This is a genomic window from Haloarcula halophila, from assembly GCF_029278565.1.
In the GTDB taxonomy this organism is placed as follows: domain Archaea; phylum Halobacteriota; class Halobacteria; order Halobacteriales; family Haloarculaceae; genus Haloarcula; species Haloarcula halophila.
In genome coordinates this window covers 327,272-353,296 of sequence record NZ_CP119561.1, presented here as the reverse complement: position 1 = coordinate 353,296, position 26,025 = coordinate 327,272, and the positions used below count along the sequence as shown (strand labels likewise).

Below are 26,025 nucleotides of genomic sequence, written 5' to 3'. Positions count from 1 at the left end.
TTACCGAGCTGGGCGTTCTCCGTCCTCGAAGCCACCGTAGCGGTCGACGTAGACGTACAGTCCGATACCGAGGACAACCAGTACGAGGACGATCGCGCCGAATTCGAGCATCATTCCGCCCTTCCGAATGGGGCCGGCCACCACGATACCGCGGCCGAAGTCGACAAGCGAACCGCCACCCTCCTGCACACCGCGCTGGAGGGCTTTCGCTGAGCGTTTGGCCCACGGCAGTGCGCCGCCGGTTGCGGTGAAGCCCCAGTAGCCGGCTGCGAGGAAGGCTGCGAACAGTCCGAGGAGGCCGCCGTACTGCTTCCAGCGCTGCATCAGGCCGTCACCCCGGTCGGCTCCTCCTGGGTGTCACGGTCGGCGAGGCCGACGAGGTCGGGGCGGACGGACGCGAGGAACTGGACGATGAAGCCCGTCAGGATCCCCTCGATGACGGCGACGCCGAGGTTGAGCCCGACGAGACCAGCGACGGCAATCGTCAGATCACCACGGGGGAGCGCGCTTCCGTTCACGCCGCTGACGACGATGATCGCTCCCATCAGGAACGCGCCCGCCGAGAGGCCGAGCGTCGCGGCACTGGCGCTGGCGGGGAAGACGTCCCAGTCCATCCCCATCAGCGTCTTGAACGCGTAGTAGGCGACGATGGCTTCGCTCGCGTTGACGAGCGTATTCGCCCCGAGGAGGCCGACTGCACCGTGGCCGAGCGCTGCCGAAAAAATATTGACGACCAGTGCGATGAGCGCTCCGAGCAGCGGGCCAGCAAGAATCCCCACGAGGCCAGTGAGGTTCATGTGGATGCCACCCCACACGGGGATGTTCAACTGGAAGATCGCGAAGCTCGCGGCCGCTCCGATGCCCGCGAGCGCTATCTGGTGTGTCTTGATGCCGCCCTTCCGAACTCGGTAGACGACGGCACTGATCAGTCCGGCGCCAAGCAGCGTCCAGAGTACCAGTGCCCATAGCGGGAACGAGCCTTCTCCGAGGTGAATGTGTGCCATCTCTGTTTTGCCAATTTTGGTAGCGATTATAATAAAGTTGCTGTACTAGCCCACAGTAGATAACAATCATAGCGTAGAATGGCGGTTCGTCTTGATAGAGAAGGGAGCTAACTTCCGTCGCCGCAAGTGATTTCGAACCTATTACTCGCGGATCTGTTCGTTCATGGCATCGACAGGTACGACCGTGTATTCGACTGAAACTGACTCGTCTGCTCCTCGAACGGTTCCGATGAATCGCAGGACGTCGTCGTACGCGGCTTCGATGACGAACGTCTCGACACAGCCGGCGTTGCCTTCGAGGCAGGTGTGGGAGTTCGACCGGATTGACGCTTCGAATTCGTGGCGGATATCCATCATCCGGCGTTCGATCTCCGGCTCGTCGTATCCGAAGACAGCCGTAACTGTCGCCAATACCCGCCGATCCTCGTCGTCTGTCTCTTGGTACTCTTCGAGCAGCGACTGGCACGCTTCGCGGATGACCTCACTTCGTCCGGTGTAGCCGTGTTCTTCCGCAAACGTATCGAGATCGTCCCGGAGTCGCTCCGTCATCGAGGAGCTCACGATGGGCATATATTAAAAATTGTCTCGAAGATAATAGAGATAGCGGTCTAGTAAATCGCTGTTAATAATCTTGCTGTAAGAGCGTATCAGTGGCTAGTGTCGACAGGACTTCCGAGCGCATCCCTAATTCGCGCGACGTGGTCCACGAAGTCACGAGAGGTCCGTTCACGTGGGCGCTCTAAGTCAATAGAGAACGTCGACTGCACGGTTCCCGGGTCGGCATCCATGACGACCACGCGATCAGCGAGGGTCACTGCCTCGTCGATGTCGTGGGTGACGAACACGACGGTCTGTCCGGTTTGCGTCCAGATATCGAGCAATTCGGCATGCAAGCGGTCGCGCGTCCGAGCGTCAACACTACCGAACGGTTCGTCCATCAAGAGGATCTCTGGATCGGGGGCGAGCGCGCGAGCGATACCGACGCGCTGTTTCATGCCGCCGGACAGCTCCTTCGGGTACGCGTCCTCGAAGCCGTCGAGCCCTACCAGGTCGATTAACTCCCGGACCCGTCCCTCGCAGTCGGGACAGTCACAGGCGGGCCGGTCAAGGCCAAACCGGATATTCCCGCGGACGGTTCGCCACGGGAACAGCGCGTACTCCTGAAAGACCATCCCCCTGTCCAGCCCAGGACCGGTAACCGGATCTCCACCGACCAGTATCGACCCACCATCCGGATCGTCAAGCCCGGCGATTGCTCGCAACAGCGTCGTCTTCCCACACCCCGAGGGACCGACGACACAGCAGAACTCGCCCTCCGACACCGAGAACGAGACGTCATCGAGCGCCTGCGTCGACTCGTATGACCGGCTGACGTTCTGGATAGTGATCTTCTCACGTGAGTCTCGACCGGTAGACGAGTCCGAACTCAGCGCCATGCGAGGACCCTCCGTTCGAGTAGTCGGAACCCGACGTCCATACAGAGGAACGCCAGGCTGATGAGGAACATGTAGGCGACGCTGGTCGCCATCGCGAGATTGTTCGAGGCGTTGATAATCTCGTAGCCGACGCCTGGTGCGCCGAACAGCTCGGCACCGACGACGATCATCCAGCAGCGACCAATGCTCGTCCGGAACCCAGTCAGCACTTGGGGTGCCGCACTCGGGAGCGCGACGAGTTTCAGCATCGAGAGGTCGCGCTCGACGCCGAGCGTCGATGCGGCATCGGTCAGTTCGGTCGAAACGCCCTCCACGCCACCGTAGGCGCCGTAGAAGTTGATCCAGAACGCGCCGACGAAGACGATGAACGCCGCGCCAGTGTGGTGGATGCCGAACCAGACGATGGCGAAGACGACCCACGCCAGCGGCGGGATCGGTCGCAGTACTCGGACGAGTGGTCGCAGCCAGTCGTCGAGCACACCGTTCCAGCCCATCGCAAGGCCGAGACTGATGCCACAGAGCGCGCCGAGGAGGAGGCCGGGAACGTAGTGGAACAGCGTCTGTGCGAGGTGTGCGAGCCCAGTCGGTAGTACGAGACTCGACCCCAGAACGGGAACGACAATCGCCGTTGAGGTCGCAAACAGGTCGATAAACGCGTGTACTGATTCGAGGGGGCCCGGCACCAGATACGACGGCTGGGTCGTCATCGCGCCAACCCACCAGACGAGCAGGAACACGACGAGACCGCCCAAGCCGCGGAGATACCGCCGCAGATCCCCCTCGAAGCTGCCGGCGACCACCGCGTTAGAACTGGTGTCGGTACGTGTACTCATTCCTGAATGGCGTCGTAGGGGTCGAACGCGAACAGATTTTCAGTCGCGACCGGATCCTCGATGTTGCCGACGTTGGCGACGAACTCGCCCATCGTCGCGGCCTGGTCGGTGATCGCGTGCGGGTTCGAGATGAATTCGGATGCCTTCGAGTCTATGGCGGCCGTCGCGAGGTCCTCGCTCACGTCGGAGCCGATGACCGTGGCGGCGTGGGCGGCGGCCGCATCCGGTGAGTCCGCCGTGAACTCGGTCGCTGCGACGTGCTGTTCGACCAGCGATTGGGCGACGGCGCTGTCGTCGAGCACGTGCTGGTTCGCGAAAAGCACCGTCACCGGGTGGGCTTCCAGTATATCTCCAGACCAGGCGAGTTCGCCGAAACCGTCATCTTGGCCGATGACCGTCGCGAACGGCTCCTGGATGATCGTCGCGTCGATATCGCCCGACTGGATCGTCTGGACCGCCTTCGCTGGCGGGACTTTTGACTTGTTGATTGCGGACTCCACCTCCCCCACGTTCAAGTCTTCCTGGATCCAGTATCGGAGGAGGATGTCGGGGACACTCCCGTCCGGTGGGGCACCGAACCGGACCTTGCGGCCGCGCTCTTCCTCGAAGCGCTCGAACATGGCTGGGCCTTCCTGTTCGTAGAAATCGACGAGTTCGGTCGTCCCCATGATCTTGAAGCCATTTCTCGAGTTCGCCGCGAGGATACCGGCGTTGGTCCCTTTGTCAACGAGGACCATTGCAGGAGTGATCCCGAAAAGCGCAGCGTCGACGTCCCCACTCGCGAACGCCTTGACAACACTGGGGCCGGAGCTGAACCGCTCTATTGAGACATCTGCCGGAACGTCCTCGTAGTACCCCTCTTGCTCCATCACGTAGTGTTGCATGTTCGGGTAAATCGGGACGTACGCGACCGTGACGGAATCAAGTGATGCACCTCCCTGACCGAGACAGCCAGCAATTCCCGTCGCAGCAATCGTGGATGCGCCTGCCTTCTGGAGTAGACTTCGGCGCGAGATTTGAACCATCAGTATTGCTAACTCTAGAAGTAGTTCTAATAATACCTGTGATTCTAGCAAAAGTAGTTAATACTGATAGAGGATAGATTTCGGAGATGTTGCTAGAGTTAGCGTGAATTCAGCGGGAATCCCGCGAGCGACCGCAGGGAGCGAGTGGAACGAGCGGAAGGAAGTGGACTCGCCGGAAGGGGCAGAACAGTATCAGTTCATATCGGCCAGCGGGCCAAAGTCGTCGACGGGTAGCACTGAGTAGTCGATTGTGAGCGTGTCCTTCGTCGCTCGGATCTTCCCGACGAACGTCGAGATCTCTTCGAGCGACCCTTCGAGTACGAACAGTTCCATGCAATGATGGCCGCCGACGTGGCTGTGGAAGTTCGATGCGACGATGTCCTCGTGCTCGTGGCGGAGGTGCATCATCTTCTCCTCGACGCTCGTCGTTTCGTAGTCGAAAACCACCGTGACGACGCCCATCAAGTCTCGATCTTCAAGTTTCTTATCCTCGAACTCACCGAGGAGATTCCGGCTTGCTTCACGAAGTACCTCACTGCGGCCAGTATAGCCGTGGTCGTCGGCGAACTGGTCGATTCGGTTAAGCAATTCCTCCGGCATCGAAACGCTGACCACACTCATATAACAATATGGACTACAAGAAATATTAAGGATTATCATTTTCAGCTGCGGCATTACAGTGATTATGGATATGCCCTCTCAGGATAGTGGGATACCGGCACTCTAAGAGACACCGAGTTACTTCGAAATTGTCGAGTGTTGCTGAAGCGAATATCAGGGTTAGTCGGAAGCTTGTGACGTATCTTGTTGGAGCGGAGAAGACAGAAGGTACGCATCAAATCCATCTTCCGAAGTTGTGGTTCTGCGCGAGGTCATTCGTCGCCGAGTTCCGAGAGCCGAGCCTGGATTTCCTCGGCATCCGCCTCAGAGAGCGCCTCAACACCGAACTGAACGAGTAGCGGGTAGAAGTGGCGGTTCTTCTTGAACTCGTCCTGGCCCGCCTTGCGGAGCTTTAGCTGGGACTCGAGGTAGGTATCCTCCATCTCGTCGAGGACATCGTCGGGAATGTAGATCGTCCGCCCATTCCACTCGTCCTTGATGTTCGTCTTCGTTTTGCTCGTTTCGTTCGTTTCACTCGTTGAAGTCGATTCGGTCGTTTCGGTCGATGAACTGGTTTCCACCGTTTCACTCACCTCACTCGTTTCGCTGGATTCGACCTCATCGTCCTCCTCCTCGTAGTTGCCCTCGATGCCGGAAGCATCACCCCAGCCATCGCTCATGCTTCCACCTCCTCAGGAGCAGTCTTGTCAAACGTCTCGTCGAACAGGTCGGCAATCTCGTTGAACAGGTCGCGTGCATCCTCGACGCGCTGGTTCTCCTTGCCGAAGCCAAAGACGGACACCCCCTCGCCGATCGACTGGGAGAGGTCGGTCCGCTTCGGGATCTCGAACACCGGGAGGAGTACGCCGACTTGATCTCCTCGATGGTGTCGCGGTGTTCAGCGTTCTGCTCGACACGGTTACAGACAATTGCGAGCCGATTGATGTCTCCGTACGCCTGTTCGAGGGAGCTCAGCTGCTTTGCGAAAATCTGGAGGCTGTTGGCGTTGAGCTTCTCGGGAATGACGGGGATGACGACGTTGCCGGTCGCGACGAGGGCGTTGTCGGTGAGGACGTTCAGTGATGGCGGCGTGTCGACGATGATGTAGTCGTAGTCCTTCTCGAGCTCGTCGAGTGTCATCTCCAACCGCTCGCGACTCTTCGGCGCCTCAAGCAGCGTCTGGATGTTCTTGTTGTTCGCGAGTTTCTCGCTGGCGGGAAGGATGTCGAATTCCTCGTGCTCGACGATGATGTCGTTCACCGACTCCATCTGGTCGAAGTCAAGGACGTCGAACAGCGTCGTACGGTCGGTATCGTAGTACAGGTCGTTGTAGCCAAGCGAGCAGGTGAGCCCGCCGTGATAATCGATATCGACCAGGAGGACGTCGTGGCCTCGGGCGGCGAGTGCGCCGCCAGTATGAATGACGTCGGTTGTTTTCCCCGCGCCCCCTTTCTGATTCGCCACCGTGATTCGTGCGGTATTGGTGTCGGTCATTATCTTCGTTTCGCTCGTTATGTTCGTTTCGTTCGTTTTGGTCGTTTAGTTCGGTGCGTTCGGTGAGGGTGTTTCACTCGGTGAGAGGATTACTACAATGTTAAAACCAACTGTTCGTTCCACTCGTTGAGTATAATTCGTTCATTCCTATCACATCATTCATTTCGCTCGTTTTGTTCGTTACGTTCACCGAACACTCTCTGTTTCAGCGTCGGACCAGCTCGTTCCGGTAAATTCGTTCATTACGCGAAACACTCTCGATGCGTTCGTTTCGTTCGTTCTGTTCGTTTCTCAGAGACTCCCACCCAGGGTTCGTCCAGATCTATCGCGAGGTGAGCGTATTGGCGAAAACGGGGCTTAATCTACCAAATCCACCATTGACCGTAGTTCAGATTCAATCTCCGTCATCTGATCCGGCACCCAATGGAATCGCTCCTCTATCCCCTTGTCAGTAAACCGGAGTGAAGCTCGTACGTCACGGTTCCGGTCATGTTGGAGGAGGGCGAGAGCGTACGCGAGCATCTGTGGTCGATAGTGCTCCGCGAGTTCATCCGATGTCGTAGCTGAGAGGTCGTTGGTCTTGTAGTCGATAATGTGGAATGCGTCCGGCGTGACGAGCAGCCGGTCGATATCACCGACAATCCGCGACTCATCGATTCGAGCGACAACAGAGTATTCGTCGTAAATATTCTGAAGCTGGGTATCGGACTCGATGTGATCAACAAATTCGACTGCATCTGCAGCGTGGTTGACAGCATCACGGAGGTCCGATTCTGTCGGCTCCTCACCAGCCATCTGACTCAAACGACGGATCAGGGTGGTCCACTCGTCTCTCGGTGGACGAAGTTCGTTGATCCGGTGGACGACCGTCCCAAACGTCGTTGGACTCAGGCCGGCCGACTCCTCACGCTGAGAGTAACTGTGACCGTCTGGAGACGCATCCGCCACCGCATTCACGAGGGTCGTAGCCGCGATCCGTTTCGCCGGCGCTAACGACGGCGGTGACGGAATCGATATCTCCGGCGCTGAATCAACAGCGTCGTCGTCGGTGTACCAGTCTACTGGGCGCGGCGGTCTGCGAACAGTATAGCTGGCTCCATCTATCTCAGCACGGGCCTGTCCGTCACGAACCGCCTCGCCGACGAGTGCTCCGTCGAGGAGGGCTGGCTGTAACCAGTCGCGCCACCGGTCTGCGTCGTCGAAGGCTGCAGGCTCGCCGAGTTCGATTGTATCGGACTCGTCGACACCGATGTCGTGCGTGCCGCAGAGAAGGAGGTGATCCCGCGTTCGTGTACACGCTACGTAGAGGAGGCGTTTCGACTCCGCCCGCTCCTGTGGACGTGACCGTCGGTCGGCGTACTCGTGGACGGCCGTCTTCTCGATGGAGAACGCATCGCCCGGATTCGGCCCGCCGACCGCCGGCACCGGCGGCGCGTCATCAGTTCCGTCCACGAGTCGAACGTAGCCATGGTCGTCGACGGACCGACCGAAGTTGAGATCACTCCCGAGATCGGGGACGGTGACGATCGGGAACTCAAGTCCCTTCGCGGAATGGATCGTCATAATCCGGACGCCCTCGGCGTCACCCGGAATATCTGCCTCCCCCTCACGAGGGTCGATCTCGGCTTGGCGGTCGATCCGGTGGAGCAACCCGGCAGCTGTGTGAACACCATTCTCGCTCCAAGTACGGACCTGGTCGCGGAACTTCTCGACGTTCGCGACGGCCTGTCGACCGCGTTCATCTGCACTCACACTTGCCAGATACCCGGTGTCGTCGATCACCCGGGACAGCAGGCGGTTCCACGGGAGGACGCCATCTTCGGACGGCGTCGCACAGCCGCTGAGAGTCCGCCACGTTGTGAGGAGGTCGAACGCGTCCGCGAGCTGTGGATCGTCCGTCTCGGCGAGCGCGTCCCACACTGAATCAGCCTCTGCGACCGCCGGTGCGAGGCGATCATCCGCGAATCCGAACAGCGGCGACCGAAGCACCCCGTAGAGGGAGACGTCGTCCTGTGGATCACCGAGTACTCGAAGCAGGTTCGTGAGCGCCTGGACCTCAGGCGTATCGTAGAACCCGACGCCACCGACGACAGTGTAGGGGATGTCGTACTCCTCAAGGGCGCGCTGATACCGATCCAAATGGGTTCGCCGGCGGAGGAGGATTGCCGTGTCGTCCGGCGTAGCGTCGCGATGGACACCTGTATCGGGGTCTTGGACTGTCGGCGGATCGTCGAACAGGTGGGTCAGTCGAGCAGCGAGCGCTTGCGCCTCGGCCTCGATAGTGTGGTCCAGCGCGCCTTCGGCGACCGGATGGTCGTCGCCGAAGAGCTCCGCTGCCGTATCGGCGTCGTCTGGGACAGCAAGATACTCGACACTCCCGGTCAGTCCCTCGATGTCCTCAACACGGTCGCGCTGCGTACTCAGTCCCTGAGGTGGCGCTTCGTAGGGTTCGTGGGTATCACCTTCTGGTTGGAACAGGTACTCGAAGAGCTCGTTCAGGAATGATAACGGCTCGTCCAGCGTCCGGAAATTCCCGGAGAGTTCGAGGGCGGTCGGACTCTCGGCATCGCTGTCGGGAACGTCGTCAACCCCACGAGCCTCGTTGACGGTCTGGAGTTCTCTGCGCGCATCCCCGAACGTCGTCACGTCGGCCCCACGGAATCCGTAGATGCTCTGTTTCTCGTCGCCGACCAGGAAGACGTTCGACGCCGCCTGCTCGTCAACGCCCGTGAGGAGCTTGACCAACTCCCACTGACGCGGGTCCGTGTCCTGAAACTCGTCGACCATCACGGCCGCAAACTGCTCTCGGAGCCGCTCCGTGACGGCATCGTTCGCTCGCAGGAACTCAAGCGTTGTCTCGATCACGTCGGGGAAGTCGAGCGTATCGCGTCGCTCCTTCTCGTCGGTGTAGGTTGCGAGGACGTCGTCGAAGACCCGCATCAGAGCCAGCGCGTAGTGAGCGCTATTCGCTTCCAGCTCCCCCGGCGTCGTCTCGACTGCATCCGCGTGCGGTTCGACGGCCGCGATGACCGCGTCGATAGCGTCCTTCAGGTCGTCGTAGACGTCACCGTACTCACCCCAATCGTCCCGGTCACCGACGACGTACCCCGAACTGCTGTACAGGCCACCGTTCTTCTTCTCACAGGCCTCGTAGAGGTCGAGGATTGCCCGTTGACAGTCGCGAGGATCACTTTCCTCCGGGTCGGCCGAGAGTGTGGTCGCGACTTCGGTGAAGGTCCGGTAGGCTCGAAGACCGTCTTCGTCGGCGATAGCGCCCTCGCGGTCGACACGGCCCGCAACCGTGCGTAGCTGCTCAAGGAGTCCGTCCGCATACAGCGTCTGTCGAGCGTCGGCAACGTCGAGATCACAAACGACCTCCCAGCAGATATCGACGTAGTCGTCGACTTCGGCGTCACGCCACGCCTCGAGGACAGCCTCGCTCTGTGGGCGCTCATCGAGTAGTCCAGTGAGTACATCGACCAACTGGTCGCGACTCCAGAGCTGGGCAAGGAGCTCCACGTCGTCATCGTCCTGGTTGCGTTCGAGGAACTCCGTCACGACTTCGCGTTGGAGTGTCGCGGCGCCGTCTTCGTCGAGCACGTCGAAGCCGAGCGGGACCGGAGCCTCGACGGCCCGTTCTCGCAAGAGCCGGGTACAGAACGCGTGAATGGTGTGGACATAGCCGTCCTCCAGATCGTCGAGGACGTTTCGCCAGCGGTGGTAGGCCTCTGGTGAGTCGACAGCCTCGAGCCGATCGTACACCTCCTCCCGAACGCGCTCGGTCAGTTCGGCAGCAGCCTTTCGTGTGAAGGTGATCGTGACGATGTTCTCCGGCGTGAGTGACGGGTTCTCGGCCAGTATCGTGACGTACCGCTCGGTGAGCGTTGTCGTCTTCCTGTCCCGGCGCCGGCAGTGATCGCGACGTTCCGGCCCTGGACGAGCGCGTCCTCCTGTTCCTCCGTGAGCTGAATCTCCTCGGGTTCCTCAGTCATCGCTCATCACCGTCTCGATGTCCTCGTCGTCGCGAACACGCAGCGGAACGTACGCTGCGTCGTCCTTGTGAACCGCGTCGACGAACTCCCGCTTGCGGTGATGGCGGACATCGCACGCCCGACGGTAGTCACAGTATCGGCAGTTCGCTCCGCTGGCCGAGAGAAGCGTCGTGTGGAACCGTCCGTTGCTGATCGCCTCGTCGATCTGGCCCAACCACTCCGGAACGACATCGTTCAGGAACCGGCGGAGTTCGACCTCTGAATCGAACTTCGATTCGACGCCGCGTGGAACCTTGAGGTCGTTTGGCGGTCGCACCTGATAGTACGTCGCCGAGAGCGAGCCCTCCGCGAACAGGTCACCGTCGACGACGTTGGCCGCAGCAAGCAGATAGATAGGGAGCTGGAACTTCGTGCCGCCGGTCGTCTTCGTCATATACGGTGCTCGCCCAGTCTTGTAGTCGTAGAGCGTGAGCGTCGGTTGTTCGCCATTCCGATTCACGTCAACGCGGTCGATGTAACCCCGAATCGAGACAGTCGAGCCGTCCGGTCGCTCAACTGTGAACGGCCCAGCATCCGAGTCGGGAAGTCCCTCGCCGAACGGGGCCTCGAACAAGTGTGGGCGGTCAGCGCCGTCCCGCGAGAGTTCGTTGTCGAGGAAGGTAGCGAACAACCCCTGTTCCGGTGCGTCGTGAGGTTTGCTCCCGGCCTCGTACGGAGCACTCTCGCCGTCACCCAGGCCCGCGAACAGCTCCGCCTTCCACCGTTCGTAGAACAGGCCGTCGTACTCAAAGTCAGCATCCCGGAGTTCTTCGACAGCAATCTCGCGAAGGTGTATCGCCAGGTCGTTCCGGTCGAACTCGGTGAGGTCGACATCATCTTCGGTTTCGTCCTGTAGATCCGCGAAGAACCGTTCGAGGACGTCGTGGACGTACGATCCGGTTTCGAGGGGCGTAGGGACGACCTCGACGTCGTCGGGATCCTCGATTCCGAGCACTTCGTCGGCGTAGAACTTGAACCCACACTCGACGTATCGCTCGATCCGACTCGCGCTGTAGGGTTCTCGTTCCGACGGAGGATAGACCTCAGCTACGGTCTCGGGTTCTAACACGCCGTCGTGTTCGGAGAGGCCAGCCGTTCCCCTGTTGTCCGCACAGTGGAGTCCCCGATCCGTGCGCTTGGTCTGCTCGGGGAGAGGTCACCTCGGTCGCCGGCGTGGCTGACTGCCGCACGCCGGTTCGTTGTTGCGGCGACGTGCCGCTGAAGGTCTTCGCGGGAGCCCACGCGGTCATCGACGCCGTCTTCGGGTTCGATACCTGTTACGCGCTGGAGTTCGTCGAGCACCGGCGACCGGACGACGGCGGATTCGTCATCGCCCGTCTCTTGTGTGGTGATCGTGAGTTCGTCGACGTTCGCGAGGAGCGTCGCGAAGAGATAGCGCCCCCGGAGGCGCTCGTCGCCAGTGTCGAACCGCGGATGGGCGTCGGTCATCTCCTCGAAGAAGGCCGGGCGTTCCGGCGTTACCGGGAAATGCTCGCTCGTCAGGCCCACGAGGAACACCTTCTCGAACGAGCGCATCCGGGCGTCGAGCAGCCCCATCACCTCAACGTGACCGCCAGCAGCGCGCTGTGGAACCCGAATCGGCACGCCATCGAACGCACGGGTGAACAGTGCCAACGGAGAGAGGTCGCTATTGACTGCCGCCAGCGACTCGAACGAGGAGAGGACCTCGTCCACGAGGTCGTAGGCTCGCTGTTCGACGGCTTGCTCGGCGCCGCTGGCGTAATCCTCCGTCGCCGCCTCCAGGTCGAACCGTTCGTCCAACAGTCGTCGGAGCGTCTCGGTCGCATCCTCAACGTCGCCTGTTTGGAGCGTCTCTAGCGTGGCCAGCAGCTCCTCGATCAGTGCCGCCGCCTGGTCGTCGACGTCATCGAGCAGGGGTGATACAGAAACCGTGTCGCGCCGGCGAGCAGCTGCCGTGACGGCGTTGGCTTGGTCGGTGTCGACGACGTTGACCAATGGATTCGCTAACAGGGACGTGAGGTCCTCGGCCCGCGGGTCCGGTTCAGCGAGGTTTAGGAGGTCGTGTACAACGCTTCCGGTGAACGTCCGGTTCAGCTGTGAGGCGGCAGTCGTGACGTGCGGGATGTCGAACGTATCGAACGTGTCCTCGACGTACCCCGAATAGGCCTCGGTCCCCGGGACGACGACGGCCAGGTCGTCGGGGTCGCGACCACTGGCTAACTCAGTCCGGAGTTCACGAGCGACGAAGCGAACCTCGCGCTCGGGCGTCGGGAGTTCACGCCATCGCAGAGTGTCTGGAGCAGGGACAGTGTCCGGGTCCGGGCGGTAGAGCGCCTCGGTAATCGTTCCGAAGGCCCGCCCTGACTCGTTGAGGGGTTCGAGTTCTACTGCCTCAAAGTCCAGCGCTTCGTAGACATCCAGCGCATCTTCCGCAACGGCGTCGACTCCGCTCCGGCCATCCTGGTGGAGCGGCAGCAGTGCGATCATCGGAAGTTCGTCGGCGAGGCGTTCGATGAGGCGGCGTTCGACAGGACGGAACTCGTGATATCCGGAGAGGAGGACGACATCCAGTTCCGGGGAGAATGTTGAGAGTGACTGCTCCGTCGTCGCGACGGCGTCGAACATCTCTCCCCGAGTACAGACCCACTCGTCGACGTTGTCAGCGTGGAGATTCCGGTAGTGTCGGTACGCGTCGACAGTGGCTTTCGCAATACGGTCATCGAGAGCGGAGCCCTTGAATTCCGCTACGAGCGCGTCAGCGGTCCCGACGCCGGCGTCGTCGAAGAGTGAGAAGCGGCTACTGAACGAGTCAGCGAGAGCGGCAGAGGCCGGTTCGCCGGCGAGTGCACCATCTCCATCTGTTTCGGCTGTGGTTCTGTCAAGCGCGTACTCCGCCAGCCGGCGGTTCAGCTGCCCGGAGAGGGGTTGAACCGGACCGTGGAGATGCTCATACCACTCCCGAACGACCGCATCGAGCGTCTCGGCACGAAGACGGAGGGGTTCGTGGGATGCGGCCCAGCGGTCCTCGACCATACTCCGGCGAGCGTCGTTCCGCGTTATGTAGAGGATACTCCCCAGCGAATCGGTTGCAATGTCATCAGCCCGCTGAAATGCCCGTTGTTCCAATTGGGCGTGTTTCGGACCGGTGAGAAGCGTTGAATCCATCGAACACTCCCTACCAAGATATCGGTCTCACTTCACTCTTGGCGAGACTGACAGCTTAGGAGCACCATAATTTGCTCACGGAGATATAAAAGGAATCTGAATTCCCTCAACGAGCGCTATTCACCAGATCACCGGCTCGGAGGTCTCTTGCCGCGTTCAGTCTATCTGAATCGCCTTGCTAGCGGCGTCAAGTGGATCTGTGTAGAAGACAAGCTGAAGCTGATCGAGAAGCTCGTCCGGTATCTTCGCCATATCCTCCTTGTTTTTGGCTGGCAGTAACACTGTCTTAGCCCCGGAATCTGCTGCTAATTGTAGCTTGTCGACCAGAGAACTCACGGCGACCAACTCCCCCATCAAACTCATAGCACCCAGAACAACTGCCTGAGAGCGGACAGGCCGGCCAAGAATACCTGAAACAATCCCTACAAGCAAGCCGACACTCGTCTCGCCGCCCTCGTTTGCGTCGGAGGGATTGAGCACTTGAACATTAATGTTGTACTCTTCCAGCGTCTCATCGCGGCGGAGTTCTCGCATATTTGCCTGGAGATAATCGCACGCCGTTTCGAACGATTCTTTCATGTCACTTCCCGGAGTCCCCGAGATATTCGTCTTACCTGATCCTGGGAGTGCCTGTGTTTCAATTCGGAATGGTGCGTGGCGACCCTCGCTGTTCCCGATTGTGTAAACCGTCCCAGGTTGCTGTGTTCCTGGGGGAATGAGTGTCTCATCGGCCTCCTCCGGAACCGGCACGTAGATTTCCTCTTTCGTCTCAAGATCGAGGTACGAGAACTCCACTGCTCGATATTCCATTCCTCCCATCCGCTTCAGTTGCTCCTTCACCCTTCTCCGGCCCTCCATTGCGAATTCCAGGTATTCGCGGAGTTCTTCCTTGGTGTACTCCCCATGCGGGTGAAGTAATTTGAGCAGACCAGAGACGGTTTTCCGGACAGCCCTTTCGTCTCGTTGGTTCAGGTGATCGCCGAATGCAAACTCCTCGTTGATCACGTCGCTGTAGGATTCCTTTCGGAGTTCGCGCACGAATTCGGCGAAGTAGTCCACGATAAATCCGAACTGGTCACCGAAGAACTCGGAGCGCATCTTCGGAACTTCCCATCCGGGAAGATAGTAGTGGAAGCGGTCGATAAGGGCGAGATCCTGCATATCCTCGGGGAACGGTTCAAAGAGATGGGAGCTCTTGAGAACGCCTTCGACGTCGAGGTCGATGTTTCCGACGTAGACCATCGAAGCCTGTGCAGTGAGCTCTTCAGTTCCGCGGGAGAAGCTCCCGGACTCCATGTAGTCCTTGAGCATCTGGACTGCTTCGGAGTCGCTGAACTGGAGCCCACCGACTTCGTCGAAGGCGACGACGTCCCAGCGGCCGACGAGGCCAATCCGACCGGTGTTGAGATTCAGGAAGAGCTTTGCAACGGTCGTCTTACCGCCGGAGATGAGGATGGAGTGCGGGCTAATCTCCCGATACAGGTAGCTCTTCCCGGTTCCACGGGGACCCAGCTCGACATAGTTGTAGTTCGACTCAACGAGCGGAATACATCGAGTGAGGAAGAGGAACTTCTCGCGCTCCGAAAATGCGGAAGGATCGTATCCAATGCTTTGGAGCAGGAGGTCAAGCCATTCGTCGCGCGTGAATTCACGGCGACGGTCCTTCAGCTGGTCGAGGTCGAGATTCGAAACCTGAATCGGTTTGAACGAGTCGATTCCGAACAGGCTCTTCGGACTGTTTGCGTTATCGGGGAGGTATTCCAGGTCGATGATAGCCCACACACCGCCGCCGAGGAGCTTGGGATGTTTACTGACGAGATGCTCGTTGATCTCCACATCGCTCAGGCCGAGATTCACGAACGATCCGATGTAGGCATCCTGTTGCTCGTCGAGTCGGACGTTCACCTTGTCGATGACCCGGTAGCGCCCTCGTTCGCGCACTTCGCTTTTTACGAATTCGGCTTCGTCAGGCCTGACGAAGTGCTTCGACAGAATCTCTTTGACCTTTTCGAGTCCCTCCTCAAGTGATTCCTCATCATCCGTGGCGCAGTACTGCCCGATAAGGTACTCCAGAACGTAGGTGGGTACGTTCGCGCCAGATTTGATGTCCTGAACGAGATCCTTCCGGACGACGCGTCCGGGAAAGACGTCGAGTGCTTTCTGGTCGACGTCCTCAGTAGTCATTGTAAAGGAGGAACAGAGCCGGGGGCATATTGGTGTCGGTAAAACTGGGCCAATCCATTATCGACGACTGCTTCGAATCTACTCTCGGGCCGACCGGCACAAATCGTTGAGAACGGGCAGTGGTTAGACGTCGAATCCCATATCGTCATCCCCGAAGAGCAGATCGAGATTCACCGTCTGCTTGCTTATCGTCTCTCTGGTGTCCGTATCTATGACCTCGAATTGGACCGTGTCCTCTCCGGAGATCGCGCCTTGTTTGAGCCTGACTCTGGTGGTATTGGTTCCCGGCGAGATCTCCATCGAAGCAGGGTCTGCAACGGGCTCACCGTCGATGTTCGCACGAACTTCCAGAGTCGGTGCTGGGTCGAAGGCAACTTGACCGCTTTTGGCCTCGATTTCCACAGGGACAATGGAGTTCGTGATCGGATCGGGGATGGAAACGTCGTAAGTGATCGACGCGCTTTCCTCGATTCCTTCGGTCGTTACGGTGAGACACGGGACAAGCAGCTCTTGGAGAGAAATCCCGCCGTGGAAGTAGCGCATGTTCCCACCCTGTGCCTTGAAGCACGCGACACTTCGGGGGAACAGCAACTTCAGGTCGGGGGCATCGATTCCGAGGTCAGAAAGCGCATCGGGGTCGATCTCGATGAACTCGTCCGTATCGACGAGTGGAGTATCGCTGTCGGCAGCGGCGAACCGTCGCTTTACGATGGAGGCGAGGTCAGGGGATTCGACCTTGAGATCGTCAGATAGTCGGTCTGTGTAGAGGAACCCGTGATCGCTTGTGATGACGAATCGGGTGTATCCGGCTTGCTTGAGTCGCTGGACTGTACGTTCGACGTCGTCGACGTGCGAGGCGACTTGGCTGAACGCTTCGTCGTCGTCGAGATTCTCACCGAGTTTGTCTATCGTCCCGGAGTAGACGACGCGAGGAACTGGCTCGGACTCGGTCAGCTGCTCCAGCGAGATGTCGCTCACCTCGTCCATGTCTACGACTTCGAAGCCCGCGTTGCTGAGCCGTTCAATGCGGTCCGATTTGCCGTTCATCTCCTCGCCACCGCTGGTCACGACGAGGTCGTCATCGTCCAGAGAGAGTCCGAGTTCTCCGGGGAGGTGTGCTGCCATCCCAACTTCGGTAATCGACGGCAGCGCTGCACTGACAGCGCTCAGGTTCTGTTCGAAGTCGGTCTGGCGGCCGAGATTCTCCTTGATCGCTTCGGCGAGTTCGTAGCGCAGGCCGTCACAGATGATGATCGCCGTTCCGTTATCCAAGTCAGCGAACTCCTCGTAGAACGAGGCCTGGGGGGTTCCGAGCGTCGGATCGTCACTCAGGATATCGGCGAGCGGGCGATTGACGCCCTGGAGGAAGGACATGTAGTGTCTGGTGACCCGCCGTTTCACCACCGGTTCCTTCGGGTAGACGAACGTGGTCTTCCGGGTTGCATCGATATATCGCCGATAGGACGCGTCGATCTGCCACCAGCCGTCGTCGCCCGTGTAGGCCTGGGCGAGTTCTTCTGACGTGAGGGTCTTCGCCTCGTCCGCGTCGACGGTTCCAATCTGCTGGAGGGTTTCGATGGCCCGGGCAGGGACGGACCAATCGACGAGGTCCTCGTTGCTCCAGAAGCTGTTCTGGCGGCTCGTGACGGTCTGTTCGAGATCGGCGGCGATGTCGGGGAGATCAGCGTACGTCTCTTCGGCGAGTCGTTCCATCACGAGCCGGATGAGGCCCATGTCGATACCTTTGAACGCAGTAGCGTCCCAGTGGGCGCGTTCCGATTCCACGACGGTCTCCGCAAGGTCGTAGTCTTCCTCGATTCGTTCGGCGTAGCGCCGGAACTCGGCAGGGGCGTACTGCTGCCACTCGTCACAGAACGTCGCAGCTGCGCGGGTATCGTCCGCCGCGAGTTCGTCGTACCGGGACGTCGGTGCTCGGCTGGCCACCTCGCCGAAGAGAAGCTGAGTCGCAGCTCTTTCGGGTCGAGCCCCGCCGTGACACCGTACTCCTCTCGGAGCTGGGCGTCCCAGGCGTCTGCCATCGCGTTGTCCTCAATTGTCTCACGATACTCTTCCGGGTTCGAGAGGTAGGCCCGTACCCACTCGTCCGTCTCCGGGCCAGCAGTGTCGAAGAGAACACAGAAGAACGCCAGGCGCTGAACCTCGCGGTTCTGGCCCCAGTCCTCGTAGGCATCGGGTATCTCCTCGTCGTGCTCGACGAGGAACTGCGTCACGGGCGTGTCGTCGATGTCCTGGCCTACACGGTACTGTCGCCCGAGTGCGTGGATGTCGCGGAACCACTCGGCCTCGTTCCTTGATTCAGGGATGTAGAACAGCCAGTTCTTCTCGTAGTTCGGGTCTTCTTCGTAGAGGCGGCGCTTCAGTTCGAAGTAGCTGCCATCGTAGCGCGCGAGCGTAACGTTGTCGAGGGCAGCTTCGACCTCGTCGAGGACGCCCTTGTACTTCTCCTGGGCGTCGTACCACACCCAGACCGGGTGTCGGTCGAACTTCTGCCGGAGTTCCGTGATAATGCTGTCCGCGAGATCTCCCATTAAAACTCCTTTCCTACGATAGGCTGAAGGTTGTTTCGGGTAGTCTTTCGTGCTTCGATTGGTGTCCATCCCTTATTCACATTACACCAGAGCATCTAAATCTCCCTTTAAGCTCTGAAATGCCTCCTCTGCCGCATCAATGTCCTTTGCTCCAGTGACGACCACTTTACCGGACGCAAATATCAATATCACTACTGGGTGGTCGTCAGGCCGAAAAACGAGACCTGGGAACTGTTCAGGCTCATACTCTGTATACTCTAATCCCAGACCAATTGCGAGCGCGTTTAGGTTCTGAACCTGGTCTAATTCTCCTGTACATACGTAATTCTGCATAGAGAACCATTTATCATCTGGTGTATCCAGTACTCCCCTGTCAGAAAGAAGTTCCAAGAAACGTCTTCTACAGTGGTAGGCTTCCTCTTCGGACGTTGATCCTGTAATAATATATTTTCCAGTTCTATAAACCGTAATCAGTGGCTCCACATCTTCGAGCCTTACATAGGCACCTGGGTACTTATCTGGATCAAACTCAACTTCCTCGAAATCGGCTGTTAGTCGATTTAGATCAATCTCTATCCCCAAATCACCCGACCCTACTGCGTTAACTACCTCTAAATCCATATTGGAGAAACGGCCGACTTTACCTCATCGAGAGTAACTGGACTTCAGTTTGGGAAGCCCAGTTTCGAGGACTTCGTACTGATCCCATTCCTTGAGGTTCTCCCAAATACCCTTCTCAACGTCAACTGTGACGCCGTCGTCAATCATTTTATCTATGGTTTCACGGAATTGTTCGAGATCATCAAGTTCGGTCTGGACCTCCTCCTGTCTATTCAGGAGATCTTTGTCTGGATTTTCCCGGTTTGTCTGAGCGTTTAAGGTTTCGAGTTCATTTTCGAGCTCGTTGATCCGCGGATCAAGATACTGTCCTCGGAGCTTCGGAAGGGTATTTTCATCTATTCCGTGGTAATAAAGGAAGCAACTGAACTCCTCAGCAGGGCTTTCGATTTGCCAATAAATCGGAATACGCTGCCCTCGGCGACGATATTCTTTGCAGTGGTGATATCGGAAGAACCGATTCTGAATCCAGTCAGCCACCTCTCGCCCCAAATGGTCATTAAATCGAGGTCGCCATTCATCGTCTCCCGTTAAATGCTGAACCACTTCATCTACATACCAACCGATATTCTCTTCATAACTATCACCAATTGGAACAATTTCACTATCGGGTGCCGGAAGCTGGTCGAAGGTATTCCAGTGACCAAGCGCATGTCCTATTGCAAACGAAAGCTGATCCTCAGCATATATCTCTTTACGCTCTTCATCATATGATTCACGGCGAAGATCTGCAATCGTAAATGGGGAGACGCCGAGTTCTTTTGAAGCTTCTTGTAGATCATCACCAGAGAAGGATTCAAACGCCCCCCTAAGTTTTTGATATTCTTCATCTGTTACGACCGTTGGCTCCACACCAATTTGATCGACTAGCTCCGGAACTGGCTGGTCAGACGTCAGTACGTAATCTTTTCCGATCACTCGTTCACTCTCCTGGTAAATTTGCTCTCTCGTGTCGTTAGATATTTCGTAATAGTCGAAAACTGCTTCTGAGATCTTATGCCGAATAACCAGCAAAGCCGAATCAAGAAGATCTTCTTTGAAGAGATATTCACTCATTGACTCACTTCTGAACTTCTCACCTCCGTGATAAACTGGAGCAGTTTCTAAATAGGATTGCCGTTCTTCCTGCACTTCAATAGCAATTTCTGATAGACGTTCGATTTCATCGTTCCGCCAACTAGTGTCGATAGGGATACGTTCAACGTCACCAATCTGAATGTTCAGGCCCGGATTCAGACCCTCAATAACGAATTCCGCCAGTGATGAATTGAGATAGCCAAGAATGTGAAGTATTCGGTCATTCTCGTGTGGCCCAATAAATGGGCTCCCGTCACTCGGAATCCAATTAGCTGGGAGGTGACGAACGACAAGATCGCCAAACCTTCGGTATGTCATTCCTTCATCAAAGTATCTGTCCTCGCTGGGGACGATACTATCATCGGTTGATTTGATTTCTGCTCCGTTATTTTCCCACAATGCTTTCATATTTGAGGCTTCGAAGAATGGCTCTCCCTCGCCGCTCATTACATACCTGTTCCAAGAATTATCGTTCGGGTCAACTTCCCAGTCATACCGAACAAAACGGTCGTCATTTCCGGTGTCAAGTCCCCTCAAGACATCAGCAGTATCTTTTAGATTCCCATACTTAATGAATAGGTCCAAGACTTCTTTCCCAAACCAATAGATAAATGGAGATCGATCAATTTCCAGGAATGCTGACTGGTTAGCGAAGTACTGTCGCTCTGAACTGTCTCCTACCCTAAGGTCCGTTATTGTATTGTTTAATGCTGCTGGCCTATCGTCTGCTCCTATTAAACGAATAAAACGGGACCGGCGGTTGTGCTTGGAGTTAGAAATCAGTGTACAGACATTCATGTAAGCTTCATCTCGGTTAGTAAGATGAACGACATCAACGAACTCCGAGTTCTCTAGAAGTTTTGGCCGAAGGCCCCGGAAGCTGTAATTGAACATAAATGTCTCTGGGGTGATCATAGACGCTAGTCCATCAGGGGCGAGAAACTCTGTGTTCCGCTCAATGAATGCAGCATAGGTATCCCTGCTGCTTTTGTAAGTGTCCTTAAGGAACTGAGTCAGGTCATCGCCCATTTTACCGCTATCAAGATATGGGGGGTTAGAGACGACAACACTGTAGTCCGCAACGAGTAGATCCACTAATTCAACTGTCTTTTCCACTTCTTCTGCAAACATCTCCTCAACGGGGTCGTTATGATCCAAAGCTTCAGTCGCCAGTTCCCTAACTGAGTCAAGGAGTCGATTCTTTACTTCTTCCCACGTTTCTTCGCCACCTTCACTAGTAACAAATGAGCTTTGAGTCGCAAGCCCTCCCTCTGACGTGAATTGAGACTGGCCTGATTCTTGAATTGAGTCACGGTGCTCATCAAGAATCGATTCAATCCGATCCTCAATACGGATGAGACTGCCGAACTCTCGGATGTTATCGAAGCTTCGCCAGAGTTGCTCTAGTATTTCTTCTTCGAGCTCCGACTCTGTTCGTTCAAGTACCTCCTGCTTCCTATCTCCGTTAATAAGTACCGCGTCGGCTGAAGCGATGTTCAGCTGTGGGATTGCAACTTCTGGTGATTGCTCTTTGGCCTTCAAATAAAGCGAGAGCGCGGCGATTTGCGCAGCCCCTGAATCGATATCGATACCATAGAGGTTGTTTCTGAGAATTTCCCGCGGTATGTATTTCTCTGGGACTTCCCCCTCCTCCAGATACATTTGATAAAGGATGTCAAAAGAATAAAACAGCATATGACCGCTGCCACAGGCGGGGTCAAGAACCGTAATTTCCTCAACTGACTTTTCTTCCCGGTTAATTAGTGAGTCTTGGGGGGGTGCAAGGTAGAAGCAATTCTCCTCACTGTCGATATTCGTCCGCTCCCCTTTCATTTCAAGCCACGTCCGCCCAAGAGAATTATCAACCATCCATTCGACAATATAACGTGGCGTGAAAAGCTGGGTCTTTGTTGCTATATCGGTACCTGAGACTTTGTAATTCTCTTCGTCGATGCGTTCGTCGATATCCTCACGCTCCTCCTCACCGAAATACTGGTACACCCAGCCCAGAGCTTCGTCGCTCTCCCAGGCTTCGTCGTCAATTGCGTCCAATTCGTCGAGAACCTCTTCTCGAACCTGCGCATCGAGGTCAATAGCGGTGTGTTCGGATTCCTCGAAGATCATCCGAATCTCCGCACCGATCTCCTGGTACGCCAGGTCAAGTGCGGCACCAAAACCGTCGTCTTGCGCGTTGGTGAGTTCACCAGCGATTTCGGCCACGGTGTGGTGCATGTACGACCGGTTGCCGTACTCCGGCCGTTCAGTGATGGTCTCCTCGACGAGACCACGAACCTCGATGGTTTTTAGCGCGACGAATCGGTTGAGATAGGTCTTCGTGGCTTCGCGGACGTAGTTAGTGATCGACCGTTCCAGGTTTCCATCCGTGGATTCGAGTTCTCGTTCGATGGCTGCGTCTATTCTATCGCGGGTGTGGAGTTCCTCGGCAGAGAGATGCGTCAGCTGATCCTGTGGAAGTTTCTTGTCCTCATAGATGCCGTACTTTTCGAGCTGGCGGCGAAGCTCGTCTTCGAGCGTGTGGCGTGTGCTGATGATAGTGCTTCGGATGGTTGAGCGTTGATCCGACGAGAGACCAGGTTGACCGTGTGTCGTGGACATGGATATTAGAGGGTCGCGTACTGCCACGAAACGGGCGGGACGGCAGTACGCTGTGTCGTGATTCCCGCCCGCGATGACATACCACCGACAAGCAGTTGGCGTCTCTTATAGTATTGGGTCACGGGCTCGTTCCGTCACCGTCTCGACACAGGTCGAGAGATTCAGCGCAGAGGGTTAGTTCGAGAAGTTACCCTACCGGAACCGGATCTCGACGTCTCCCTCTTGGTCAAGGAGTTCTTCGACCTTCTCTCGGAGGTCGGTGATTGGCTTCTCGATGTCGTCAACCTCAGTCACGACGGTGTTCCCGAAGATGTCGGACGTGTCCACTTTCTTGCGGGTCTTCCCATCGTCGTCATCATCCTCGATGTCGTCGATTTCGTTCTTTGCTGCGCTCTCGTACGCATCGACAGTCTGGATGTGCTCGATAAGGCGTGTGAGCGAAGGTGTGGGGTTGATGTGGTCCTTGCTGGAGATGTCCAGATCGACCGATCCCTCGCCCTGGCGCTCCGTCAAGTCCGATATTGCCGACTCCAGGTCATTGTCGTCGATGTCGTCACCTGCGTACGCACGGACGTTTTCGATGGACGCAGTGTAGGTCTCATAGCGCTGTTCGTACAGTTCCTCGTACGTCGAGGCGAAGGCCTCCGCTGCAGTCCGATAATCGGTCTTGACGTCGTTCCACTGCTCAATGACACCCTCGGTGTCCAGCGTGTTCTTGACGCGGTCAGCAGCGTCACGAGCTTCGTCGCTTATGTGAACGATGTCGTGATCAGCTGCTTCATCCACGAGTGTTTCCCACTCTCCAGAGATGAAGTCCTGAATCGTTTCGTACTCCTTCAGGTGGTTCTCGCCACCCGTTTCGCCACAGAACTCGGCAACTGCTTTTGCCGTTTTAGCGAGGTTCTCCAGTTCGTCCTCGAACTCGGCGAACTTCTTGATGCGCTTGGCGGAGGTGGGCTGCTGGAGGAGGTTGTTGAGTCTGTTCTGGAAGTCCTCGACGTCGTCGGCCAGCGGGAAGCCTACTCGCCGCAATTGCGAAAGCAGGGTGCTCGTGGTAGACTCCCATGTATTCGCTTCCTCGCGGATCCCCTCATCGACTGCTTGGTCGGTGGATTGGACTTTGCGGTCGAACAGCCGGTCGAGGAGTTGCTTTGCGTCCTCTCGCGTTTCGACGTCAACAGTCTCCCGCTCGTCGAAGGAGGTGTTCTTGAACTTCGTAACCTGGGTGAACAGCTCCTGTGCGCCGTCCTCCGTATACGTGCTGTACGTTCGCTCCTTGTACGTCGGGATGATAGCACCGTGTCGGAAGAGGACGGCAGCGGCGAGTCTGACGACGTTTCTGCTCCAGCCGTATGGCGGCTGTGCGAAGTGGCTGATTAGGTCGTCTCCAGTACGGTCTTGACCGGCTTTTTCGCGGCTCTGGATTTCGTCTTCGACTTCAGACGCGATGTATGCTTCCGCAAGAAGGTCTCCGTCCTGAATGACACCCAGTTCGGTGAGGGCTGCGGGAGTTGACGACTTATCAAGGTCACCGAATATGTCCTTGATATGACGGTCCTTCACTGAAGCAGAACCGTGGTTGAACTTGTGGAAGACCTTCGGGATGGCGTTGTCTGTCTTCCGTGATACGAGCGAACTGAGTGAGGTGTTGGTCGCGTCGAACTCCTCGGTATCGCCGTTGTAGATCAGTACGCCGCGTTGGAAGCTGCGTTTGAACTCGCGCTCGACTTCGCTGCGGAGGCGCTGGAGGTCCTCTTGCTTCTGTCCGAGTGCTTCCTGTTCTTCCTGGCTGAGTTCGTTCCCGCGCTTCTCTTTGACGACGGTGTTGATCTGGTAGATCGATTTCAGCTTGTCGTAGATGGTGTGTTGCTTCTCGTCGTCGGCGATCCAGTAGAGGGAATCGTCCTCACTGAAGCTCTGCGTCTTCAGACCGTCCGGGTCGAGGTCCTCGTATCGCTGGTAGATCGGCGAGTAGGTCTTCAGGTCGATGTAGCCCTTAGACGTGATCTCCTCACCGTCGATGTTCAAGTTCAGCTGGAACGTCTTCCCCTCGTAGTTGACGCGAGAGGTTTCGTCGAGGATGTCGTTCAGGAAGCGCTTGGACGACCGGCGGATGTCGCCAGGACCGACTTCGATCCCCTTAATCTCGTTTTCGAGCTCACGTTCAGTTTCGCGGAGGAACCGGTATCCTTCTTCGCTCCGGCCGACAAAGCCGGCGTCGACGAGCGCGTCAAGCGTATCCTCCACCTCGCCCTCCAACTCCTGGGTTGGCCCGAGTTCACGCTGGAGTGACGTGGCAATGTTGTCCGCTGTGTTCGGAATCCAGGGGAGCTGCTGGAGGAGGTAGAGAGATTTGAGGACGCGCCGTGCGGTCTCCGTGTCGGCGTCCTTCGGTTTCGCCTCGCGGATGGATTTGACGTCACTGCTGGGAATGTCGTTGCTGATCTCGTCGAAGATCATGTCCAGCGTGACCAGCGCCCCAAGTTCCTCGTTGTAGAGGTACTCCTCGTCTTTAAGGACGCTCTGTGTGACGTCAATCAGCGTCCGCTCACTCCCGGCCAACTGATCGTCGGAGCCTTTTCCGAGTGACTTGAAAATTTCCGGAAGGATGTCGAGCTGGTAGGGAAGGAACGGGTAACAGTCGATGAAGTTGTCCCGAGTAATCGGTTTCAGACTTTGGCTAGATTCGAGTTTATACTTTGCCGAGAGGAACCCTTCATGCTCGTCGTAAAGATCACCGATTGTACCCCTGTACTCCCCTTTTTTACTGAGAACACGGTCGCGGACGACTTTATCCAGGTTCTCGGAGGTGAGGTCGAACCGATGTGGGAAGCGGTCGATGACCTTCGATTCCTCGGCTTCCTTTTCCAGCACGCCGGGAATCAGCTGTTGGAGCTGCTCCTGAGACGTGACTCCGAGGAAGATTTTCCCCTTGCCCTTCTGTCCGAATTCCTCGACGATGCTCTGTAGCTCCAAGAGGAGTTGTCCGTCGTCGCCGATGAATTGGGAGATCTCGTCGATGAAGACGAAGTACCGACAGTTGTCTCCCGTCTCCTCCTCCCGTTTCTCGACGTAGTCCACGATGTCCTCAGCGAGCGTCGAAGGGTTGATCAGGACGTTATCCTGAACGTCATCAATCGCCCGAGCCGCATCGTCTTCGTCGTCGAATTCGTCGGTTGCCTCGACCAAGGCAGTCTCCATGTCCGACCGGACGAACATAGCGTCCTTGCGGGCCTCCGTCCAGTCTTTCCCGGTGTTCGTCTCGATGGCGTTGACGAAGTCGTCGTAGACTCCCAGATTCGAGTTCCTGCTCCATTTGGGCGACCCAGGGCATCGACGCGTAGCCACGTGAGGTGTTGAACTCCCGGTGAATGATCTCCGTGATTGACTCGCTCCCGGAGGCATCAGCTT

The 26,025-nt window shown here is 57.3% G+C and carries 14 protein-coding genes and 3 pseudogenes; all 17 read right to left on the bottom strand.

Features of this window, described 5'->3' with window-relative positions:
• Positions 1 to 324, bottom strand: a complete 324-nt coding sequence (locus tag P0204_RS20270) for a cobalamin transport operon protein (RefSeq protein ID WP_276224256.1) — start codon at positions 322 to 324, stop codon at positions 1 to 3.
• Positions 324 to 1,004: an energy-coupling factor ABC transporter permease gene (locus P0204_RS20265; RefSeq protein ID WP_276224255.1), complete on the bottom strand. Its 681-nt coding sequence runs from the start codon at positions 1,002 to 1,004 to the stop codon at positions 324 to 326. The genes P0204_RS20270 and P0204_RS20265 overlap by 1 nt, the downstream gene beginning before the upstream one ends.
• Positions 1,005 to 1,145: 141 nt before the next feature.
• On the bottom strand, positions 1,146 to 1,553 hold the full coding sequence (locus P0204_RS20260; protein WP_276224253.1) for a CopG family ribbon-helix-helix protein: 408 nt from the start codon (positions 1,551 to 1,553) through the stop codon (positions 1,146 to 1,148).
• A gap of 98 nt (positions 1,554 to 1,651) precedes the next feature.
• Positions 1,652 to 2,440, bottom strand: a complete 789-nt coding sequence (locus P0204_RS20255; protein WP_276224251.1) for an ABC transporter ATP-binding protein — start codon at positions 2,438 to 2,440, stop codon at positions 1,652 to 1,654.
• A complete protein-coding gene (locus tag P0204_RS20250; protein ID WP_276224249.1) occupies positions 2,431 to 3,273 on the bottom strand; it encodes an ABC transporter permease in 843 nt (280 codons plus the stop codon). The genes P0204_RS20255 and P0204_RS20250 overlap by 10 nt, the downstream gene beginning before the upstream one ends.
• The gene (locus P0204_RS20245; RefSeq protein WP_276224247.1) at positions 3,270 to 4,298 is read right to left on the bottom strand and encodes an ABC transporter substrate-binding protein; all 1,029 of its coding nucleotides are present in this window, start codon (positions 4,296 to 4,298) and stop codon (positions 3,270 to 3,272) included. Before P0204_RS20245 ends, P0204_RS20250 begins: the two co-directional genes overlap by 4 nt.
• Positions 4,299 to 4,490: 192 nt before the next feature.
• Entirely contained in the window at positions 4,491 to 4,919 is a 429-nt protein-coding gene (locus tag P0204_RS20240) for a CopG family ribbon-helix-helix protein (RefSeq protein WP_159903741.1), read from the bottom strand.
• A gap of 251 nt (positions 4,920 to 5,170) precedes the next feature.
• Positions 5,171 to 5,578, bottom strand: coding sequence for a DUF8160 family protein (locus tag P0204_RS20235; RefSeq protein ID WP_276224246.1), 408 nt, complete (start codon positions 5,576 to 5,578; stop codon positions 5,171 to 5,173).
• Positions 5,575 to 6,392, bottom strand: a pseudogene (locus tag P0204_RS20230) (ParA family protein). The gene P0204_RS20235 and the pseudogene P0204_RS20230 overlap by 4 nt, the downstream one beginning before the upstream one ends.
• A gap of 357 nt (positions 6,393 to 6,749) precedes the next feature.
• Positions 6,750 to 10,384: pseudogene (locus P0204_RS20225) on the bottom strand (UvrD-helicase domain-containing protein).
• Positions 10,377 to 13,438 (bottom strand): annotated as a pseudogene (locus P0204_RS20220) (PD-(D/E)XK nuclease family protein). Before P0204_RS20220 ends, P0204_RS20225 begins: the two co-directional pseudogenes overlap by 8 nt.
• A gap of 288 nt (positions 13,439 to 13,726) precedes the next feature.
• Positions 13,727 to 15,754, bottom strand: coding sequence for a protease Lon-related BREX system protein BrxL (brxL, locus tag P0204_RS20215; protein WP_276224245.1), 2,028 nt, complete (start codon positions 15,752 to 15,754; stop codon positions 13,727 to 13,729).
• Positions 15,755 to 15,877: 123 nt separating this feature from the next.
• Positions 15,878 to 17,539 carry a PglZ domain-containing protein gene (locus P0204_RS20210; protein ID WP_276224243.1) on the bottom strand — a complete coding sequence of 554 codons (1,662 nt, stop codon included), beginning with the start codon at positions 17,537 to 17,539 and terminating at the stop codon, positions 15,878 to 15,880.
• Entirely contained in the window at positions 17,467 to 18,303 is an 837-nt protein-coding gene (locus tag P0204_RS20205) for a hypothetical protein (RefSeq protein WP_276224241.1), read from the bottom strand. Before P0204_RS20205 ends, P0204_RS20210 begins: the two co-directional genes overlap by 73 nt.
• 81 nt (positions 18,304 to 18,384) lie before the next feature.
• Complete coding sequence (locus P0204_RS20200; protein WP_276224239.1) at positions 18,385 to 18,924, bottom strand: TATA-box-binding protein; 540 nt, start codon at positions 18,922 to 18,924, stop codon at positions 18,385 to 18,387.
• A gap of 24 nt (positions 18,925 to 18,948) precedes the next feature.
• Complete coding sequence (gene pglX, locus P0204_RS20195; RefSeq protein WP_276224238.1) at positions 18,949 to 22,614, bottom strand: BREX-1 system adenine-specific DNA-methyltransferase PglX; 3,666 nt, start codon at positions 22,612 to 22,614, stop codon at positions 18,949 to 18,951.
• 192 nt (positions 22,615 to 22,806) lie between these two features.
• Positions 22,807 to 26,019: a BREX system P-loop protein BrxC gene (gene brxC / locus P0204_RS20190; RefSeq protein ID WP_276224236.1), complete on the bottom strand. Its 3,213-nt coding sequence runs from the start codon at positions 26,017 to 26,019 to the stop codon at positions 22,807 to 22,809.
• Positions 26,020 to 26,025: the final 6 nt, after the last annotated feature.